16 protein-coding genes are annotated in these 17,257 nt (G+C 67.5%); 4 read left to right on the top strand and 12 right to left on the bottom strand.

The features are described 5' to 3' along the window. Positions 1-5 precede the first annotated feature (5 nt). From ABSY17_RS00150 to ABSY17_RS00135, 4 genes are all read left to right on the top strand, one after another. Positions 6-2,069 (top strand): DNA topoisomerase III, encoded by a 2,064-nt coding sequence (locus ABSY17_RS00150; RefSeq protein WP_378940805.1) that lies wholly within the window; start codon positions 6-8, stop codon positions 2,067-2,069. 21 nt (positions 2,070-2,090) lie between these two features. Next, positions 2,091-2,480 carry a protein TraD gene (locus tag ABSY17_RS00145; protein ID WP_006122510.1) on the top strand — a complete coding sequence of 130 codons (390 nt, stop codon included), beginning with the start codon at positions 2,091-2,093 and terminating at the stop codon, positions 2,478-2,480. A gap of 3 nt (positions 2,481-2,483) precedes the next feature. Next, positions 2,484-6,830: a zincin-like metallopeptidase domain-containing protein gene (locus ABSY17_RS00140; RefSeq protein WP_378940803.1), complete on the top strand. Its 4,347-nt coding sequence runs from the start codon at positions 2,484-2,486 to the stop codon at positions 6,828-6,830. 475 nt (positions 6,831-7,305) lie between these two features. After that, on the top strand, positions 7,306-8,157 hold the full coding sequence (locus ABSY17_RS00135) for a recombinase family protein (protein WP_372359797.1): 852 nt from the start codon (positions 7,306-7,308) through the stop codon (positions 8,155-8,157). Position 8,158: 1 nt separating this feature from the next. Here the strand turns inward: ABSY17_RS00135 and ABSY17_RS00130 are convergent, their stop codons facing one another. The 12 genes from ABSY17_RS00130 to trbG form a co-directional block, all read right to left on the bottom strand. Then, positions 8,159-8,833 carry a DNA adenine methylase gene (locus ABSY17_RS00130; RefSeq protein WP_378940801.1) on the bottom strand — a complete coding sequence of 225 codons (675 nt, stop codon included), beginning with the start codon at positions 8,831-8,833 and terminating at the stop codon, positions 8,159-8,161. A 154-nt stretch (positions 8,834-8,987) separates the two neighbouring features. Continuing rightward, positions 8,988-9,419 (bottom strand): OmpA family protein, encoded by a 432-nt coding sequence (locus tag ABSY17_RS00125; RefSeq protein WP_001665065.1) that lies wholly within the window; start codon positions 9,417-9,419, stop codon positions 8,988-8,990. A gap of 15 nt (positions 9,420-9,434) precedes the next feature. After that, complete coding sequence (locus ABSY17_RS00120; protein ID WP_378940813.1) at positions 9,435-10,070, bottom strand: TraX family protein; 636 nt, start codon at positions 10,068-10,070, stop codon at positions 9,435-9,437. 76 nt (positions 10,071-10,146) lie between these two features. After that, positions 10,147-10,413 carry a hypothetical protein gene (locus tag ABSY17_RS00115; protein WP_378940799.1) on the bottom strand — a complete coding sequence of 89 codons (267 nt, stop codon included), beginning with the start codon at positions 10,411-10,413 and terminating at the stop codon, positions 10,147-10,149. Continuing rightward, entirely contained in the window at positions 10,410-11,051 is a 642-nt protein-coding gene (locus ABSY17_RS00110) for a transglycosylase SLT domain-containing protein (protein ID WP_001115727.1), read from the bottom strand. Before ABSY17_RS00110 ends, ABSY17_RS00115 begins: the two co-directional genes overlap by 4 nt. A gap of 13 nt (positions 11,052-11,064) precedes the next feature. After that, on the bottom strand, positions 11,065-11,649 hold the full coding sequence (locus ABSY17_RS00105; RefSeq protein WP_031942724.1) for a TrbM/KikA/MpfK family conjugal transfer protein: 585 nt from the start codon (positions 11,647-11,649) through the stop codon (positions 11,065-11,067). 17 nt (positions 11,650-11,666) lie between these two features. Continuing rightward, on the bottom strand, positions 11,667-13,403 hold the full coding sequence (gene trbL, locus ABSY17_RS00100) for a P-type conjugative transfer protein TrbL (protein ID WP_001665059.1): 1,737 nt from the start codon (positions 13,401-13,403) through the stop codon (positions 11,667-11,669). Between the two features lie 10 nt (positions 13,404-13,413). Continuing rightward, positions 13,414-13,641, bottom strand: coding sequence for an entry exclusion lipoprotein TrbK (gene trbK, locus ABSY17_RS00095; RefSeq protein ID WP_011798701.1), 228 nt, complete (start codon positions 13,639-13,641; stop codon positions 13,414-13,416). Positions 13,642-13,650: 9 nt separating this feature from the next. Continuing rightward, positions 13,651-14,415: a P-type conjugative transfer protein TrbJ gene (trbJ, locus tag ABSY17_RS00090; RefSeq protein ID WP_372359801.1), complete on the bottom strand. Its 765-nt coding sequence runs from the start codon at positions 14,413-14,415 to the stop codon at positions 13,651-13,653. Between the two features lie 17 nt (positions 14,416-14,432). Continuing rightward, complete coding sequence (locus tag ABSY17_RS00085) at positions 14,433-15,854, bottom strand: TrbI/VirB10 family protein (RefSeq protein ID WP_378940796.1); 1,422 nt, start codon at positions 15,852-15,854, stop codon at positions 14,433-14,435. Positions 15,855-15,858: 4 nt separating this feature from the next. Then, the gene (locus ABSY17_RS00080; protein ID WP_378940794.1) at positions 15,859-16,350 is read right to left on the bottom strand and encodes a conjugal transfer protein TrbH; all 492 of its coding nucleotides are present in this window, start codon (positions 16,348-16,350) and stop codon (positions 15,859-15,861) included. 2 nt (positions 16,351-16,352) lie between these two features. Beyond that, complete coding sequence (trbG, locus tag ABSY17_RS00075; protein WP_000753228.1) at positions 16,353-17,252, bottom strand: P-type conjugative transfer protein TrbG; 900 nt, start codon at positions 17,250-17,252, stop codon at positions 16,353-16,355. Positions 17,253-17,257 lie beyond the last annotated feature (5 nt).

The following is a 17,257-nucleotide window of genomic DNA, read 5'->3' as shown; positions in this document are numbered from 1 at the left end:
CCACCATGCGCCTTTTCATCGCAGAAAAGCCGTCCGTCGCCAAGGCCATCGCCGGCGAGCTGGGCGCGACCGGCAAGGGAGACGGCTTCATCGAGTGCGGAACCGACAAAGTGACCTGGTGCTTTGGGCACATGCTCGAACAGGCCGACCCCGACGAGTACACGCCCGATGACGTGCCGCGCGGCCAGTCCGGCAAGAAGGTTTGGCGCGTCGATGAGCTGCCCATCATTCCCGAGAGCTGGATTCTCAAGCCCAAGGACGACGCGAAGAAGCAGCTCGCCGTGATCGGCAAGCTACTCAAGGAGGCCAAGGAGATCGTCAACGCCGGCGACCCTGACCGTGAAGGCCAGTTGCTGGTTGACGAAGTGCTGGAGCACTTCCGCAACAGCAAGCCGGTGCGCCGCTTTTGGGTGAGCGCGCAAGACTCCGTTTCCGTCAAGCGGGGCCTGGCCGCGTTGAAAGAGAACACCACGTATGCCGGCTGGGCAGACGCCGCACGCGGGCGGCAGCGCGCCGACTGGCTGATCGGCATGAACCTCAGCCGCGCGTACACGCTGCGCGCGCAGCGCGGCGGCTCGCGCGCCCTGCTGACCGTGGGCCGCGTGCAGACGCCGACGCTGGCCCTCGTGGTCGCCCGCGACCGTGAGATCGAGGCATTCAAGGCCGTGCCGTACCACACCATCCGGGCGATGGTGCAGCACGCCGGCGGCAGCTTCACCGCTGCATGGAAGGCGAAGGAGGATCAAGCCGGCCTGGACAGCGAAGGCCGCCTTGTCGATACCGCCGTCGCCGACGCCCTGGTGGCCGCCGTCAAGGGCCAGCCGGGCACCATCGCCGCGTACAAGCAGGAGGCCAAGAAGCAGAACCAGCCGTTGGCCTTCGCCCTGTCCGACATTACGGCCCTGGCCTCGGCCAAGTTTGGCTACAGCGCCGAGGACGTGCTGAATACCTGCCAGGCGCTCTACGAGACGCACAAGCTGACCTCGTACCCGCGCACCGACTGCGCCTACCTGCCGGAGTCGCAGCACGCCGACGCGCCGCGCGTGCTGGAGGCGATCAAGCACGTCAACCCCGAGCTGGCCGGCCTGGTCGATGGGGCCGATCCGCGCATCAAGTCCAAGACGTGGGACGACTCCAAGATCACCGCGCACCACGGCATCGTGCCGACCATGCAGAAGGGCAACAAAGCCGCCCTCAGCGAGCGCGAGCGCAACATCTACGACCTGATCGTGCGCGCCTACCTGGCGCAGTTCTACCCGCTGCACGAGTACATGCAGACCACGGTGGGCGTCGAGATCGCGGGCGAGAACTTCGCGGCGAGCGGCAAGGTAGTCACGCGCAACGGCTGGCGTGACGTGTACAGCCAGGCCGACGAGGAAGCGGAGAAGGACGAAGACGACGACAGCGGCACGCAGGCCCTGCCGTCGATGGCCCAGGGCGACGCCGTGACCTGCACGGACGCCACCCGCAAGGACGCCAAGACGAAGCCGCCGGCGCGCTTCACCGAGGGCACGCTGATCCGCGCGATGGAGAACATCCACAAGTTCGTCAGCGACGCCGAGCACAAGAAGATGCTGCGCGAGGGCGACGGCATCGGCACGTCCGCCACCCGCGCGTCGATCATTTCCGAGTTGAAGCGGCGCGAGTTCCTGGCCGTCAAGGGCAAGCAGATCATCAGCACGACCCTCGGCCGCAGCGTCATCGACGCGCTGCCCGAGGTTGTGAAAAGCCCGGTGCTGACTGCGCTCTACGAGCGGATGCTGAAAGGCGTCGAGCAGGGCACGGCCGCCCTGGACGCCTTCATCACGAAGCAAGAGACGTTCATCCGCGACCAGGTGGCGAAGGCCAACAGCGGAGCCGTGACCATCGCCGGCGGCAAGGAAGCCGCGCCGGTGTCGTCCCTTCACAAGTGCATGGCCTGCGGCAGCGGCTTGTCGCGCCGGCCGAGCAAGAAGAAGGGGCAATTCTGGTGGGGTTGCAGCAACTTCCCCACGTGCAAGCAGACCTACCCCGACCTCAAGGGCCGGCCCGACTACAGCAAGGGCCGCAACGGCCCGGCATCCGAATGACCACAGCGAAGGAGATCGACCATGAACGAGCAAACCACCACCAACACCGCCGCCCATGACGAGCCGCTGGCCGTCCTGCCGCCGGTTGACGACGACGCCGCCGGCCGCGAGGCCGTGCGCGAGAAGATGGCCGACGCGCTGACGCCCGGCTTCCAGGTCGAGTTCGACCCCGACGAAGCCGAGCGCGTGGGCGCGTTCGTGGAGGACGCGCTGTCCGAGCAGGACGCCGCCGCGAGCGGCGACGACCTGGTGGAAGTCGATGGCGCACTGGAGCCGGCATTCCTGGACGACGAAGGCCCTAGCGCCGACATCCCGCCGTTCATCACCACCACGAACGCCCGCGAGCTGTACGACCTGCGGCCCGGCGAGACGGTGGCCCAGGCCGCCGCGCGCAAGGCGTCGGAGGGCTGACCCATGCCGATCACGAAAGCCGAGGCGCAAGGGGTGACGCGGGCTTTCGTCCGCGACTACCCCGGCGCGCTGGAGCTGGCCTACAAGTTCCGCGAGGACGCGGCCGAGCTGTACGGGCCGCGTGCGGCCGAGGTGCCGGCCGACATGAAGGGCGGCTACGTGCCCAAGGAGACGATGCACGCCGGCCGCGCCTACCGTGGCCGCGTGGACGTGCCCTTGCAGAACGTCGAGAGCGCCGGCGACCTGCTGATGACGCTGCGGCACGAGGTGTTGGGCCACTACGGGGCCAACACCTTCGCGCCAGGCGAGAAGCGCGCCTTGCTGGACGGCCTGGCGGCCGCCCGCAACGAACCCACCCTCAAGCCGCTATGGGATGACGTGAATCGGCGCTACGCCGGCCAGTCCCTGGACGTGCGCGCCGAGGAAGTGTTTGCCCTGCACTGCGAGGGCATCGAGCCGAGCCAGCACCAGGTCGCCGACCAGGTGCAGCAGCGCGGCCAACAGTCATTCACGGAAACCTGCATCGCCCGCGTGCGGCCCATGCAGGCCGACGACCTGCACAACATCGTGTGCATGGTCGCCCAGGGCCTGCGCGACCGTTCCCGGACGCAGCAGAACTTCCCTCAGTTCAACGAACTATTCCGAAGGGACGAGAACATGGAGCCGAAGAAGCCGTTTCACGAAGTCGTGGCCGAAAAGCTGATCGAGCAGCTCAAGGCCGGCACCGCACCGTGGCAAAAACCGTGGGAGCCGGGCGAACCCAACGCCTACCTGCCGATGAACCCGACCACCGGCAAGCGGTACAAGGGCATCAACGCGATTCACCTGATGGCCCAGGGCCGCAGCGATGCGCGCTGGATGACCTACAAGCAGGCGGCCGCCGTGGGCGCGCAGGTTCGCAAGGGCGAGAAAGGCACGCCGGTTCAATACTGGAAGTTCAGCGAAGAGCAAGACAAGCTGGACGACAGCGGCCGGCCCGTCCTCGATGCGAAGGGCCAGCCGGTCAAGGAAACCGTCATGCTGGAGCGGCCGCGCGTGTTCTTTGCGACCGTGTTCAATGGCGAGCAGATCGACGGCCTACCGCCGCTCCAGCCGAAGAAGGAACAGACCTGGAACGCCGTCGAGCGCGCCGAGCACATCCTGAAAGCCTCGGGCGCGACGATCACGCACGCCGCCGGGGATCGGGCGTTCTACCGTCCATCGACCGACAGCATCACCCTGCCGGAGCGCGGCCAGTTCCCCAGCTCCGACCGCTACTACGCGACGGCGCTGCACGAGCTGGGCCACTGGACGGGCCACGCTTCGCGCCTTGACCGCGACCTGGCGCACCCGTTCGGAAGCGAGGGTTACGCCAAGGAAGAGCTGCGCGCCGAGATCGCTTCCATGATCGTCGGCGACGAGCTGGGCATCGGCCACGATCCGGGCCAGCACGCCGCCTATGTGGGTTCGTGGATCAAGGCGCTGCAAGACGAGCCGCTGGAGGTGTTCCGCGCGGCCGCCGACGCCGAGAAGATTCACGACTACGTGCTGGCCTTCGAGCAGCAGCAGGTTCAGGAGCAAGACCAGCAGCAGAGCCAGGCCCAGGACGAAGCCGTGGCCCAGGCCCTGGCCGTGGACATTGCCGAAGTCCTGGACAACCCGGACGTGTCTTTCAGCCACTACCAGGCATTCCAGGGCGACACCCTGGAAGATGCCTTGCGCAGCCGTGGCCTCGAAACCGTGGGCAGCATCACCGGCACCGATCCCGAGCAGTTCTACGCGGTCGCGCATGACCGGCTGTCGCCGGTGTTCGGCATCGACCCGAGCCACACCGACACCGACAACGCCTACCTGGAGCGCAAGGGCCTGGCGCAAGAGTTCGCCAACATGGCGGAACAGCTCCACCTCGCGCAGCAGCTCCAGCAGCACGGCGAACAGATCGTGTCTGGCATCGACGCCGAAGCCCGGTGGAGCGACGGCCAACGCATCTTTGCGTTCCACGACCAGGACGGCGAACCCCACCAGGTTCGCAGCCTGGACGAGCTGAACAACTACGCGCCCGACCAGTTGATGGCCCTGCCGGCGCTGACCCAGCAGCAAGCGGCCGTCGCAGACCAGGAGGCGAACATGACCCCACCGACCAACGACCAGGCGGCCGCCCTGCTGGCCGCCCATCCTGCCGACGCGGTGCAGGGCATCGAGCAGGCCGCCGCCGCGCGCCGGCAGCTCGCCGCCGGCGAGATCGACGGCCAGGCGTTCGCCGAGGCGACCCGTCAACACCTTGGCGTTGAGCTGCCGCCCGACTGGAGCGGCGAGCTGCGCATCGTCGGCGTGGCCGAACAGGACGGCCAGACCGTAGATGCCACCCAGGCCGGCATCGAGCCGCAGGCATTCCAGGTGTACGCGCGCAAGGCCGATGCGCAGTTCGGCGAGGACGCCTTTGCCTTCGTGGCCGGCACCCGCACCGAGGGCCAGGCCGAGGCGCTGGCCGAGCGCCTGCACCTGGTCGATGCGCTGGGCACCGACAACCAGCACGAGCGCGCCACCAAGCTGGCCCGCGTGCAGGAAGAGCGTGTACGGCGCGACCCCAATGCGACCGAAGAGGACATTTCAGCCGCTAAAGAGGCGCGCAAGACCGCCGAGGCGTCGGCCATGCTCAACGACACCGACGCGCAGCGCCGCGCGGCCGAGCTGGAGCGCCAGGAGCGCGACCGGCAGCAGGCGCAGCCGCAGGGCGAGAAGCCCGAACGGCAGTACATCAACGTGCCGTACAAGGAGAAGGACGAGGCCAAGAGCCTCGGGGCGCGCTGGGATCGGCAACAACAGTCCTGGTACGTGCCGCCGGGCACCGATGCCGCTCCCTTCGCCAAGTGGGCGCAGGGAGCCGCTACAGCGGCCGTAGAACCGCGTTCGGCCCAGCCGGCACCCGAAGCCCAGGGCGAGGCGCAGAAGCCCACGCAGCAGGCGCAGCAGGCCCGCCAGTACCTGGCGGTGCCCTACGAGCAGCGCAACGCCGCCAAGGCCGCCGGCGCGCTTTGGGACAAGGCCGCGAAGTCCTGGTATGTCGGCCCGCGTGCCGACGCGGCGAAGCTCGAACGCTGGAAGCCCGAGAACGTGCAGGCCCAGCAAGGGCCAGCGATGACGCCAAGGGAAGAGTTCGCCGAGGCCATGCGCAGCGCCGGCCTGTTCACCGGCAGCAACGCCCAGGGCGATCACCCGATCATGGACGGCAAGCGGCACCGCGTGCCGGTCGAGGGCGGCAAGAAGGGTGCGCTCGATGGCTTCTACGTGGGCCACCTGGACGGGCATCCGGCCGGGCGGATCATCAACAACAAGACCGGCACGGACATTACCTGGAAGAGCAAGGGCTACGCCTTGAGCGACCAGGAGAAGGCCAAGCTCCAGGCCGAGGCGGCCGAGAAGCTGGCACAGCGTGCCGTCGAGCAGGACAAGGCCCAGGAGGCCACCGCGCAGCGCGTCGGCCGGCAGATGGCCGACCTCGTGCCCATCGAGCAGCCGACGCCCTATCTGCAAGCCAAGGGCATCCAGGCGCAGGCCGGCGTGATGACCGACCGCGAAGGCCAGAAGACCTACATCCCGGCCTTCGACGCAGACGGCAAGCAATGGACGATGCAGTACATCCAGGAGGACGGCACCAAGCGGTTCGCCAAGGACTCGAAGAAGGAAGGATGCTTTCACCCTGTCGGCGGCATGGACGCCCTGGCCGCCGCGCCGGCGCTGGTGATCTCCGAGGGCTACGCCACTGCGGCTCAGGTGGCCGAGGCCGTGGGCCACGCCACGGTCGCCGCCTTCGACAGCGGCAACCTTGAGGCCGTGGCGAAGGCGCTGCACGCCAAGTTCCCGGACAAGCCGGTCATCATCGCCGGCGACGACGACCGGCACCTGGTCATGACCCACGGCAACAACCCAGGCCGGGAGAAGGCCGAGGCGGCCGCCCAGGCCGTGGGCGGCAAGGCGATCTTCCCGATCTTCGCGCCGGCCGAGAACACCTACCCGCGCGACTTGCCCGCCATCACGCCCGACAGCTTCAAGACCCACCTCCGCGCCGAGCAGCGCCTTGCCGACGCCGCCGCCGGCAAGGTCGAGCTGGCCGGCGACGAGGCCGCCAAGCTCAAGGCGTCGATGTTGAGCGGCGCGCAGATCGCGGCGCTGTCCACGATGAAGCAGCACACCGACTTCAACGACCTGGCGCACAAGAGCGAGCTGGGCATCGAGGGCGTGAAGCGGCAGATCGGCGCGGCCATCAGCCAGGTGCAGCGCGACGAGCAGCAGCACCAGGAGCAGAAGCACGTCGAGAAAAAGCAACAGCAGATCGAGCAGCGCCCACGGCGGGCCGCGCGCATCGGATAAGTCGAAAAATCCGGCTAAAGTGGTCGAGCTGCACATCAGGCCGCGCGGTTTTCCTCCCTGATCGCCGGCGCGGTTTCTTCCTCCCTGAACCGCATGCAGACTTGCCGCCTCGGACACCCCGAGGCGGTTTTTTTTCGCCTCGCTCGAGCATCGCCGCATCCGACGATGCCGCGACGACCAGGCCGCGCACGTCGAGCTGCAGCATCGCCATTGCCGACGATGGCACCAGGTCGCCGGCGGTGGCCACCGACCTCGAGCTGGCATCGCCACATCCGACGTCGACCATCGCCAGGTCTGACGATGGCGGCCGCCCTGCCCTGGATCTCGCATCGCCATTTCTGGCGATGAGATCCACGGAGCGGCCATTTAGACCCGCCAACAACGACCCGGCCAAGATAAACCGCATGACGGTCTTTTTGGCCGGGGGTAGCATGACCGGACACTTTGCGTATACCCAAAATGACCGGAGGAACCCATGACCAGCCGCAACGGCTACTTCCCAGGCAAGACCAAGGCGAAGCGCAGCGCGATCATCACGCCGCGCACCGCCCAGGAAACACAGATCGCGGCCATGCCGCGCCAGTCACGCGCAGCTCGCCAGGCGCTCGCCAAGACGCCGCCGCTGCGCGTCGGCGGCGATGGCCTGGTCGAAGGTGCCGACCGCATCATGCGGACGCCGACCGAGCACCAGGCCGCCGGCGTCGCCTTCAAGGTCGCGCGCATCTACTTGCGCGTCAGCACCGACGAGCAGGACTTGACCAGGCAGGCCGCCATCGTGGAGAGCACCAGGGCCGCCGGCTTCTACGTCGCCGGCATCTACCGTGAGAAGGCTTCGGGCGCTCGCGCCGATCGCGCCGAGCTGCTGCGCATGATCGGCGACCTGCAACCCGGTGAAGTCGTCGTTGCGGAGAAGATCGACCGCATCAGCCGCCTGCCGCTGCCCGAGGCCGAACGCCTCGTGGCCTCGATCCGCGCCCAGGGCGCGCGTCTGGCTGTCCCTGGCGTGGTCGATCTATCCGACCTGGCCGCCGAGGCGAAGGGAGTGGCAAAGGTGGTGCTGGAGTCGATCCAGGACATGCTTTTGAAGCTGGCGTTGCAGATGGCCCGCGACGACTACGAGGATCGCCGCGAGCGTCAGCGGCAGGGCGTAGAGCTGGCGAAGGACGCCGGCCGCTACACCGGCCGCAAGGCCAACACAAAGGTGCATGAACGCATCGTGGCGCTGCGCACCGCAGGCCACAGCATTCCAGAGACGGCCAGGCTGGCCGGGTGTAGTGAAAGCCAGGTCAAGCGCGTATGGGCGCTGCACAACCAGGCGCAGGCGTGACCTACTCGGCCGCCTCCAGCTCGCGCAGGCACTCCATGATCGCCGCCCGCTCCAGCGGATCGAGCTTGGCGAGCTTCGCTTGCCAGCGGGCTTTCTTCCGCTTGATGCGCTCACGCTCGCGGAAGTTGCTGCCGAGGTAGCGCAGATCGTGCAGCTCGGCCGGCTCGGGGTAGTTCATCCAGAGCCGTTCAATAGCGATGCCGCCGCGCGTCATCGCGTTGAAGTCGATGGTTCTCCATGACGCCAAGGGAGAGCTGTCATAGATCGTTGAGCTGTAGCCCGACACCATCACCGCGCACGGCAGGCCGGCCAGCACGTCGAGCAGCCGCACGTGGTCGGCGTCGTCGTATTCGTGGCGGTAGAGCTTGCCGCCGCGCCGGCTGTCCATCACGTAGGGCGGATCGACGTAGACGAACTCGGAGCCGGTGAACGGGTGGGACTCCAGCCAGGCCACGGCGTCGCCGTGGTGCAGCTCCAGGCCGGGCACGTCGAGCTGCTGCCAGACCTCGATCACCTCGGGATCAACGTCGATGCCGACGCTGCGGGCAGCGGGCCGCTTGCGCTCCAGGATGTTGCCGCCGCCCAGGTGCGTTTCGATGTACGTGTCGTGAGGCGGGATGTTGTTGATGATCGTCTGGTAGACGCCGGCACCGCCCTTGCCGCCGGGGTATCTCATGGCCTTCTTCCTGGAGTAAATCGGGACTTGGCCAGCATCGTCAGAAATGGCGATGCTGTCAAGAGAAGCCGGCCGGGCCTGCATCGTCAGAGCCGACGATGCGACGCTGCTGGAGCGACCTGCAGCACCGCCAGGAATGGCGATGCCGGATCGCTCAGTAGGTGGGGATGTAGACCACCTCAATGTCCACGCGCTGGTTTTCGCGCCGGCCCTCGGCCGTCGAGTTGTCGGCCACGAAGTCGGCGGCCGACGCGAAGTTCACCATGATCTTGAGCGGCGACACGCCGCGCGCCACCAGGTACGACCTGGCAGAGAGCGCACGGCGCAGCGCAAGGGCCTCGTCGGCCGCGCTGGGCCGTAGCGTGCTGGTGCGCCCGCTGATGTAGATGATCGCCGCGTTCCTGGCGTCGGCCAGCAGCTCCAGCGCCTCGGGCGTGGGCTGGAATGTCGCGCTGCTGTCGGGGAAGGACACCGAGACGCCCGACTTGATGGGCGTCCCGAAGTTGCCGGCGTCGCCGGCGGCCAGGGCGCTTTGCGCGCTGACCAGGAACGCCAGAGAGAGGGCCAGAAGAACGGGTTTTCGCATGGGGCAGGACTCCAATCAGAAGAACAGGTAGCCGGCCTTGCTCATGGGGATGCGGATCAACCAGAGCGCGGCCAGGTGCAGCGGGTAATAGGCGTAGAAGGCCCAGCGCAGGCGCGGCACGCGCACATCGACACGCGAGGCAAGGAAGAGCACCGGCAGGGCCGCCAAGGCCCACAGGTTGCGATTGATGAACCACAGGGCCGCGCAGGCCAGCACCGCGACCGCCGCGGCGGCCCAGCTCGGCCGGCGCGTGTACGACCACACGGCCAGGCCGAAGGCCACGGCCGGCCACCAGTATTCGACCGAGCTTCCGCCGACCAGGAACGCGACGCCGGCGGCCGCCAGGTGCAGCTTGCCGCCACGTTCGACCAGGTAGGCCGTGGCCGTGACGACCAGCAGCGTGAACATCACGTTGAGCGGCCACCAACCGGCGTACAGGCCACCGAGGGCCACGAAGGGCACCGAGGCCAGCGCGCCGAACACAGCCAGGCGCGACGTGGTGCGGCCGTACACACCGCGTTCGAGCGTGCCCGGCCGCGCCAGGTTGTAGGCCAGGACGAACACGAAAAGGGGGAGCGCGACGCGGCCGGCCTCGAACAGCACCGGCAGCGTCGCGTTGAACAGGTACTTGTTGACGTGATCGCCGGTCATGAGAGCCAGCGCGAGCCACTTCAAGCCTTCGACCGTGCCATCGGCGACGGTCAGGCGTGGCAGCGCCGGCGCGGCGTTAGCGCGTAGAGCGTGCAAGCTCGGCCTCTTGCTCGTTGAGCTGGTCGCGGTGCAGATAGAAGCCATCGACGCCGGCCGGCGGCGGCACCAGGCGCGGCGGGTTCTTGCGGCCCTCGGCGACGGGGATCAAGCCCACCACCTCGCCGTCCTCGGTGAGCGCGAACGCGGCAACGTGATAGACCACCGGGGGCGCACCGGCCTGCGTGGTCAGTTGCTTGTGGACGTAGAACCAGTCCGTGGCCGGAATGAGATTGCTGTAGGTCACTTCGTTTCCTCTTGATCGTTCATCCTGAAAGACACCGTGCGGGGCACGTAGCCGGCCACCGTCACGCTGCGAGCTGCTGCGACCGCCGGAGCGGCCTGCTGGGGTGCTGGTGCCGGCTTGGCCGCCGGCGTGGCTTGCTGGGCCACCGTGGCCGGCGCGGGCTGGCTGGGCGTCGATGGCGTGGCCCCGGCCTTCATCACGTCGAGCGTGACGAACCGGGCTTCGAGCCAATCGGCCCACTTCGACGCCTTGCGCATCAAGTCGGCCCGGTATACCGCGTTGTACTGCGGCGTGCGCGAGTGGTAGTTCGCTGCCTTCGTCCAGAGGTCGCCCTTGTCGTTGCGGATGTGCATCCGCAGCCGCCAGGCCGCCAGGTCGAACGAGTAGCAGCCGGCGGCCGCCACATCGTTCGCCGTGATGCCGTACCGGGCGAGGTCGCCCAGGTACGCGGTGTTGAACTGCATCGGGCCAACGTCATGCGTGCCATTCGAGTTGCGCACCCACTGGCCCGGCTTGCCGCCCTCTTTCTCGGCGACGGCCAATACGATGTTGACCGGCACCTCGTACTTGACGGCGGCCGAGATCGAGCAGACGACGCGCTCCTGGAGCTGCGGCGGCAGATCGGCGAAGAACGGCATGCCCTCCCCTCCCTCAGTTCAGCCAGGACTGACGGCGGCGCTCTTCGTCCTCGCGCCGGATGCGTTCGTTGTATTCGGCCAGGGCGCGGTCATAGTCGCGCGCTTCGACCCAATACCCGCCCCGCTCTGGCGTTCCGACATAGCGCGGCAGCGTGCCGCTGCTGGTGAAGTCGGTGTAGGCGTGGCCGGTGTAGGCCGCGCAGAAGTCGGGCATCTGGTTGCTGATGTACGTGCGGCCGTCATCGCCACCCGTCCAAACCAGCATGGTCGAGTTCAGCGACTGCGCATCGCAGCGGCCGGCACCTTGCGAGATCGCCGACACGAGCGACTGCATTTGCGGCGTCTGGTTGGCGACCGGGCAGAGCTGGAGGAAGTTCGCGCGTGCGCGGATCGTGTCCGAGAGCTTGCGCTTCGTGATGTTGAAGTACCGCGACAGCGACGGCGTGCATTCGCTCGGGCGCGTGCCCGACGACAGGCACAGGATCGCCTCGCAGGCCAGGCGCGTGTCGCCGGTCAGCACGTCTTGCGCGCTGGCCGTACCGGCGGCCGATCCGAGGGCCGCCACGAGGGCGGCCAGGGCAAACAGTTTCTTCTTCATGGTTGGACTCTCCTTGGTTACGCAGTTGTGCCGTCGCGGCCTTGCTCGCGGTTGGCGAACGCGGCTACTTCGGACTCGGGATCGGCATCGGCGGGGCCGCCTGCCAGGCTGTTGTCGCCGAAGCTCGGCGCGGGCTGCTGGTCGGGCACGTCGATGTTCTCGGCCGTGCCGCTTCCTTGCGCCTTGATCGCGGCGGCGATCTTTCCGCCGGTGGTGTCGGCGATCCGTTCGGCTGCTGCTTCTCGCAGGCTCGCGGCCTTGGCCTTGGCAACATCAGCGGTTCCCTTCGCCAAGTTCGCGCCGGCGTCGGCCGCGATGCGGCCAGCCGTGCCGAGGGCCGACGCTGCCGATGCGAGCAAGCCGGGGCCGGTGCTGCCTGGTGCGGCCTGCTGGCCGCCCTGCTGGCCCTGCCCTGCCCCGCCGGCGGGCTTGGGTTCGTTCTTGGCGGCCTTGTCGGCACTGCTGCCGGTGCTGGCCGTCGAGCCGCTGCCCTGGCCTCCGGCGTCGGCCTTGCCGCCGCTCTTGTCGCCACCCTTCGAGCTGCCCGAGCTGCTGCCGGTCGAGGTGCTGCCGCCGCCCGACGACGAACCGCCGCCGGAACTGCCGCTAAAGCCCGCAGCCTGCGCGAAAGGCGTGCCGCCGGTGCCGGCGTCGCCACCACCGCCACCACCCGAGCCACCGCCGGAGCTGCCGCCGCCGGAGAAGGCCGACATAACGTCCGTGCCTGCCGACACGTTTTCATTGGCCTTCGAGAAAGCGGCCATGACGGCAGAGGCACCGCCTGCGGCCGAGGCCGCGCCGGCGGCCAGGGCTGCGCCGCCAGTGGCGGCCGCTGCTGCCGCCATGCCTGCGGCACCCAGCGCAGCGCCTGCGCCGAACTGACCGATGCCGGCACCGCCCACGCTCGCGCCGGTGATGATCCCGGCGATGAGCGGCGGAATCTTGTTGGTCAACGCCAGGAGGATGATGACGACGATCAGCATCACGCCCATTTCCTTGAGGCTGATGCCGGCGCTCATGCGCGCGTAGTAGTCATCGAGGAAGGTCTTGCCGATGCCCACCAGGAGCACCATTGCGAAGAGCTGCGCGGCCACGCCCAGGACGACCTTGTAGTAGTTGATCGCCATGTCGGAAGTCCAACGCGAACCACCGAAGCCGAGGAAGAACACGCCGCCATAGGCGAGCACCCAACCCGACGCGAGCAGCAGAAGCATGTTCACGCCGACCAGGGCCAGGATGACCAGGATCGCAACGGCCATGAGGATGCCGGCCATGCTGTCCACCGGCGACCACACCGAGGACTGATCCATCACCTTGTCGAAGATCGCAAAGCCCACGTCCACGATGCCCGAGGGCGACAACGCATTGCCCAGGCCCGTCGCGTTGCCGGCGAGCTGCCGCAGCGACGCATAGATGGACGAGGCGAAGTTAGGGCCGTTGGTCAGTGCCCACCAGAAGAAGCCGGTAAAGATCGTGAAGCGGACGAACTCCGCGAAGAACTCGCCAATGTCGGCCTTGCGCAAGGCCATCATGCCGAACGTCCAGACCATCGAGATCACAACCAGCGTCCAGAAGAGCCAGGTTGCGGCCGTGGTGATGACGCCGGCCCAGCCGCTCGCGGCGGCCTGGTAGCGATCCAGCACGCTATCGAACACGCCGGCGTTGTCGATGGCCGCATGAGCATCGACCGCGAAGAACGCCAGCCAGACGAACAGCGGCAGGGCGAGGGTTTTTAGATTGGCTGGCATTCTCATCGTCAGCACCTCACCATTCGCGTTTCGGGCTGGGCTTGAACTCCCCACCACGACGCAAGCACAGCGACGAGAAAGCCTGCTGGACGCCCTTGTCCTCGATCTTGGCGATGTTCTCGGGCTTGCAGTTCTCGTCGTTCACTTCCGGCATGGGGGCCGTGGCCGGCTTGTTGTCGCAGCCGGCGACCAAGGCCGCCACGAGGGCGGCCGAGGCCAAGGACAGAGCCTTGATTGCTTTCATGAATCCCCCTTACCAGGTGCGCGCCGGGCTGGCCCGGTAGCTGCCCTGGCGCAGTTGTGCGGCCGCTGCCGCCTGCTGGGCTTCCTTGTCGGCGTCGGCCTGCATCTTGGTCGCCACCGCGTTCTGCTGCGCGATCAACAGGCCGCGAATCTGCAAGAGCTGGTTGGCCTGCTGGCTGGCGAGCTGGTTGGCGTAGCCGATGGCCTGCATCTGCCCGGTTGCGCCCTGCGCCGAGGACTGGAGCCGCTGCAACGTCGCGGCGTCGGCGGTCAGGTTGTCTTGCTGCTTGTCGAGGCCCTTGAACAAGGCATCGTTGGCCTTCTTCTGCGACTCGCTGGCGAGCTGCTGCACGTTCTTCATGGCCGCCCACTCGGACGCAGAGCAGCCGGTGGCCGTGAAGCACGGCGACCCCTTGTAGTAGTTCACGTCCTGGAACTTGCCGATGTAGCTGTCCAGGCTGCCGAGCTGGTTCTTGTAGTAGTTCAGCGTGTTGGTGGCGTTCATCAACCCGTTGATGGTCGATTGCGCCTGATCCCAGATATACGCGGCCGGGGCCATCGTGTTCTGGAGCTGGTTCTGATACTGCTGGAGCTGGGTGCTGTACTGCTCAATTTGCTTGAGCGTTTGGGCCACCGATTCGATGGCCGTCATGATGTTCTGCGACAGGTTGGTGCCGTCGATGACGGGGATGCCAGCCTCCACAGGCGTGACCGTCAGCGTGCTCGAAACAGCAATGACGAGGGCCAATTTAGCGGCTAAAAACTTCTGCTTCATGGTGCTCTCCTATGGTGTTAGTAATCGAAGGAACGGTACGGCTTGGAAAACGTCATGTCCTTCGTGACCACGACGTTGAAGCGATAGCCCGGCCGAATTTCCAGCGTCGGCGAAATGCTCAGGTTCTTGGCGATGAGCTGCGCCGTGACCTGGCCGAGCTGTTGGCCGAGGGCTTCGCTTAGGGCACTGCTGGCGCTCGGTGCGCCGTAGGTGTTCGTGGCCTGGTTCTGGCGCTGGCTGTAGGTGATGCCAGCCGTCACGCCGGACATGAGGAAGGCCGAACCGAACAGGCGCACATAGTGGTTGTTCACCTGATCGTTGAAGCCCGCGTAGCCCGCGCTGTCCGCGCCCGGCATCGCGCCAATGTCCATTGCCTTGCCATCGGGGAACACGATGCGCTGCCACGCAACCAGCACGCGCGCCTGGCCGTAGGCCACGTCGCTCGAATACGAGCCGACGAGGCGCGATCCCTGCGGAATCAACAGATGCTTGCCGGTCGGCGTGTCGTACACGTCCTGCGCGACCTGGGCCATGATTTGGCCCGGCAGATCGGAGTTGATGCCCGAAATGAGCGTGGCCGGCACCACGAAGCCCGCGCGCAGCTCGAACGGCGTGCGCGGCGCTTCCGGCTGCGAATCCAGCTTCCAGCGGTCGCCCTGGCCGCCCTGGCCGAACTGCGCCATGCTGTTGCGCCCGCCGCCGCTGGTCGAGGTTTGCAGGAGCTGCGGCGCGCCGCCCGCGCCCATGCCGCCGCCGGCCGGGGCCGCACCGCCACCACCGACACCCATGCCGCGAATCTGCGCCAGGCGCGCTTGATAGGCGGCGGTCGGATCGTTGCTGCGCTGCGCGTCGATTTGCTGCTGCACCGCTGCAATGCGGTTCAGCATTTCATCGCGCGTCTGCGGCGTGGCGGTGTAGGTGCTCGGGCCACCCGGCGCGGAGCCGTTGCTGCGCGGGGCATCCACGCGCACGGTGGTCTTGGCCTTAACGGCCTCGCCGAACATCTGCATCTTCGCCATGCGGATGCGCTGGGCCTCGTCATCGTTCACCGGCTGGCCCGGGTTGCCGGGGTTGGCCGGCGGTGCCGGCGGCGCGTCCGGGTTCGACGGCCGCGCGATCTCCAGCGGTGCCGACGCCGGGCCGGTTGGCATGTCGGGCACCTTGAGCGGGCCTGCCGGCTCGATCAAGCCGCCGGTCTTGTCGCCGGCGATCTCCTTGGCGAACATCGACGTGTTGCCGGCCTTCTCCTTCGGGCCGTCCGCCGGCGCGTTCTGCTTGGCCGCGCGATCCGCCGCAACCAGAGCCATGACCAGCACGAACGACAGCAGGACGCCGCCGAGGATGTACATGGGCATGTTGTTGACGCGACGGACGCCCGCCTTCTTGGACACTTCGCCAGGCGAAGCGTCAGGTGCCATCTGATCGGCGTTTTCTGTCATGGCGTCACTCCTTGCGCACCCAGTACCCGGCCGGCGCGAACGTGCCGTTTTGCGCCAGGTAGGGGCGGGTGATGGATTGATTGCCGACCATCAAGGTCAGGCGGTACAGGTTCGAGTCGCCAGCCTGGTCGAGCACGTAGCGCAGCGGCAGGCCGCCCGGCGCGGCCGTGGTGGCCGGTGCGCTCGGCTGCGATGCCGCCGAGGCCGGGGCCTGCGCGGAAGCGCCGGCCGGGGCGTACTCCAGGAGGGCATAGCCCTTGTCGCGCAGCGACTTGACGAGAGCCTGGCCGAACGGATCGGGCGTCGGCTGTTGCAGCTCCAGGCGCGTGCGCGCCGGCGCGTACAGCGTGGAGAGCTGCTGCACCGCGTCGGTGGCGAGCTTCTGCTGATCGAGCGCGGCCGACTGGACGAAGTTGCCGTAGGGGCTTGAAGTGGTTGCGCAGCCGCCGAGGCCAAGGGCGAGGGCGAGCAGCGCGAGAGAGACGATCTTGCGCATGGTCACTTCCTCCGGCTGATGGTCACGCGGTCTTGGCTGCTGCCAACACCGGCAATCAGGATCGCGCGGTCAAACACCGTGTCCACGATGTAGCGATTGCCCTGCACGCGGTAATTGACCAGCACCGTTTCGTCGTCGGTGAACAGGCCGCCCTCTTTGCGCACGACCAGGAGCGTCGGCGCTTCGGTCTGCTGCATCGTGCCTGGCATTTCGATGATGGTCTTGCGGCCATCGTTGTAGACGCGCACAGGCTTCCAGCTCGCCGACCCGGACAGCTCATAGTCGAACGAGAGATCGCCCAGGTACTCGCCGGTCGCCGGCAGGGTGTTGTCGGTGCGTTCCTGCTTCTCGCGGCGCTGGATCGCATCCCACTTGGCTTGCGCTTCCTCGGGGTACGTGAACGAGACTTGCGGCATGTACTCGGTGCGATGCGAGCGCAGGCGGAAGTGGTAGCTGCGGCGGTTCGTGGTCACGACCAGGCTGGTTTCGAGGCCCACGTCCATCGGCTTGATGATGAGGTGCTGAACCTCGGTCGCGCCGCTGCCGGTGATGGCCGGTTCCACCGTCCACCGGGCCGTGTCGCCCAGGTTGATCGAGTTCACCTGTTCGCCGGCCTGCAAGGCCACGTCGCACACCTGGAGCACCGCGCAAACGATGCTCGGCTGCTGCGCGCCGTACACGAACTTGATGGCACCGCCCGAGCCGGCCACCGGCTTGATGCCGGTCGCCGACCCCGCTTCCCACCGCTTGGCGATGGCGAGCGCCGCGCGCTCTTGAGCGGTCAGCGTCGGGTTGGTCTTGTTGAAATACTTGTCGGCAATGTCGTCGCCAGGGGCGGCCAGAGCCAAGGAGGGCACCGCCACAGCAGCGCCCACGATCAAAGCGGAGAGGGTTTTCTTCATGGTGG

The sequence above is a fragment of the Mesorhizobium sp. ANAO-SY3R2 genome, assembly GCF_042466635.1.
GTDB lineage: Bacteria > Pseudomonadota > Alphaproteobacteria > Rhizobiales > Rhizobiaceae > Aminobacter.
This window is presented reverse-complemented; position numbering and strand designations above follow the sequence as displayed.

Bases quoted from the DNA above. Each gene is read 5' to 3' on its own strand.
- ABSY17_RS00150 (WP_378940805.1), top strand. From the start codon at position 6: ATGCGCCTTTTCATCGCAGAAAAGCCGTCCGTCGCCAAGGCCATCGCC.
- ABSY17_RS00145 (WP_006122510.1), top strand. From the start codon at position 2,091: ATGAACGAGCAAACCACCACCAACACCGCCGCCCATGACGAGCCGCTG.
- ABSY17_RS00140 (WP_378940803.1), top strand. From the start codon at position 2,484: ATGCCGATCACGAAAGCCGAGGCGCAAGGGGTGACGCGGGCTTTCGTC.
- ABSY17_RS00135 (WP_372359797.1), top strand. From the start codon at position 7,306: ATGACCAGCCGCAACGGCTACTTCCCAGGCAAGACCAAGGCGAAGCGC.
- ABSY17_RS00130 (WP_378940801.1), bottom strand. From the start codon at position 8,833: ATGAGATACCCCGGCGGCAAGGGCGGTGCCGGCGTCTACCAGACGATC.
- ABSY17_RS00125 (WP_001665065.1), bottom strand. From the start codon at position 9,419: ATGCGAAAACCCGTTCTTCTGGCCCTCTCTCTGGCGTTCCTGGTCAGC.
- ABSY17_RS00120 (WP_378940813.1), bottom strand. From the start codon at position 10,070: ATGACCGGCGATCACGTCAACAAGTACCTGTTCAACGCGACGCTGCCG.
- ABSY17_RS00110 (WP_001115727.1), bottom strand. From the start codon at position 11,051: ATGCCGTTCTTCGCCGATCTGCCGCCGCAGCTCCAGGAGCGCGTCGTC.
- ABSY17_RS00105 (WP_031942724.1), bottom strand. From the start codon at position 11,649: ATGAAGAAGAAACTGTTTGCCCTGGCCGCCCTCGTGGCGGCCCTCGGA.
- trbL (WP_001665059.1), bottom strand. From the start codon at position 13,403: ATGAGAATGCCAGCCAATCTAAAAACCCTCGCCCTGCCGCTGTTCGTC.
- trbK (WP_011798701.1), bottom strand. From the start codon at position 13,641: ATGAAAGCAATCAAGGCTCTGTCCTTGGCCTCGGCCGCCCTCGTGGCG.
- trbJ (WP_372359801.1), bottom strand. From the start codon at position 14,415: ATGAAGCAGAAGTTTTTAGCCGCTAAATTGGCCCTCGTCATTGCTGTT.
- ABSY17_RS00085 (WP_378940796.1), bottom strand. From the start codon at position 15,854: ATGACAGAAAACGCCGATCAGATGGCACCTGACGCTTCGCCTGGCGAA.
- ABSY17_RS00080 (WP_378940794.1), bottom strand. From the start codon at position 16,350: ATGCGCAAGATCGTCTCTCTCGCGCTGCTCGCCCTCGCCCTTGGCCTC.
- trbG (WP_000753228.1), bottom strand. From the start codon at position 17,252: ATGAAGAAAACCCTCTCCGCTTTGATCGTGGGCGCTGCTGTGGCGGTG.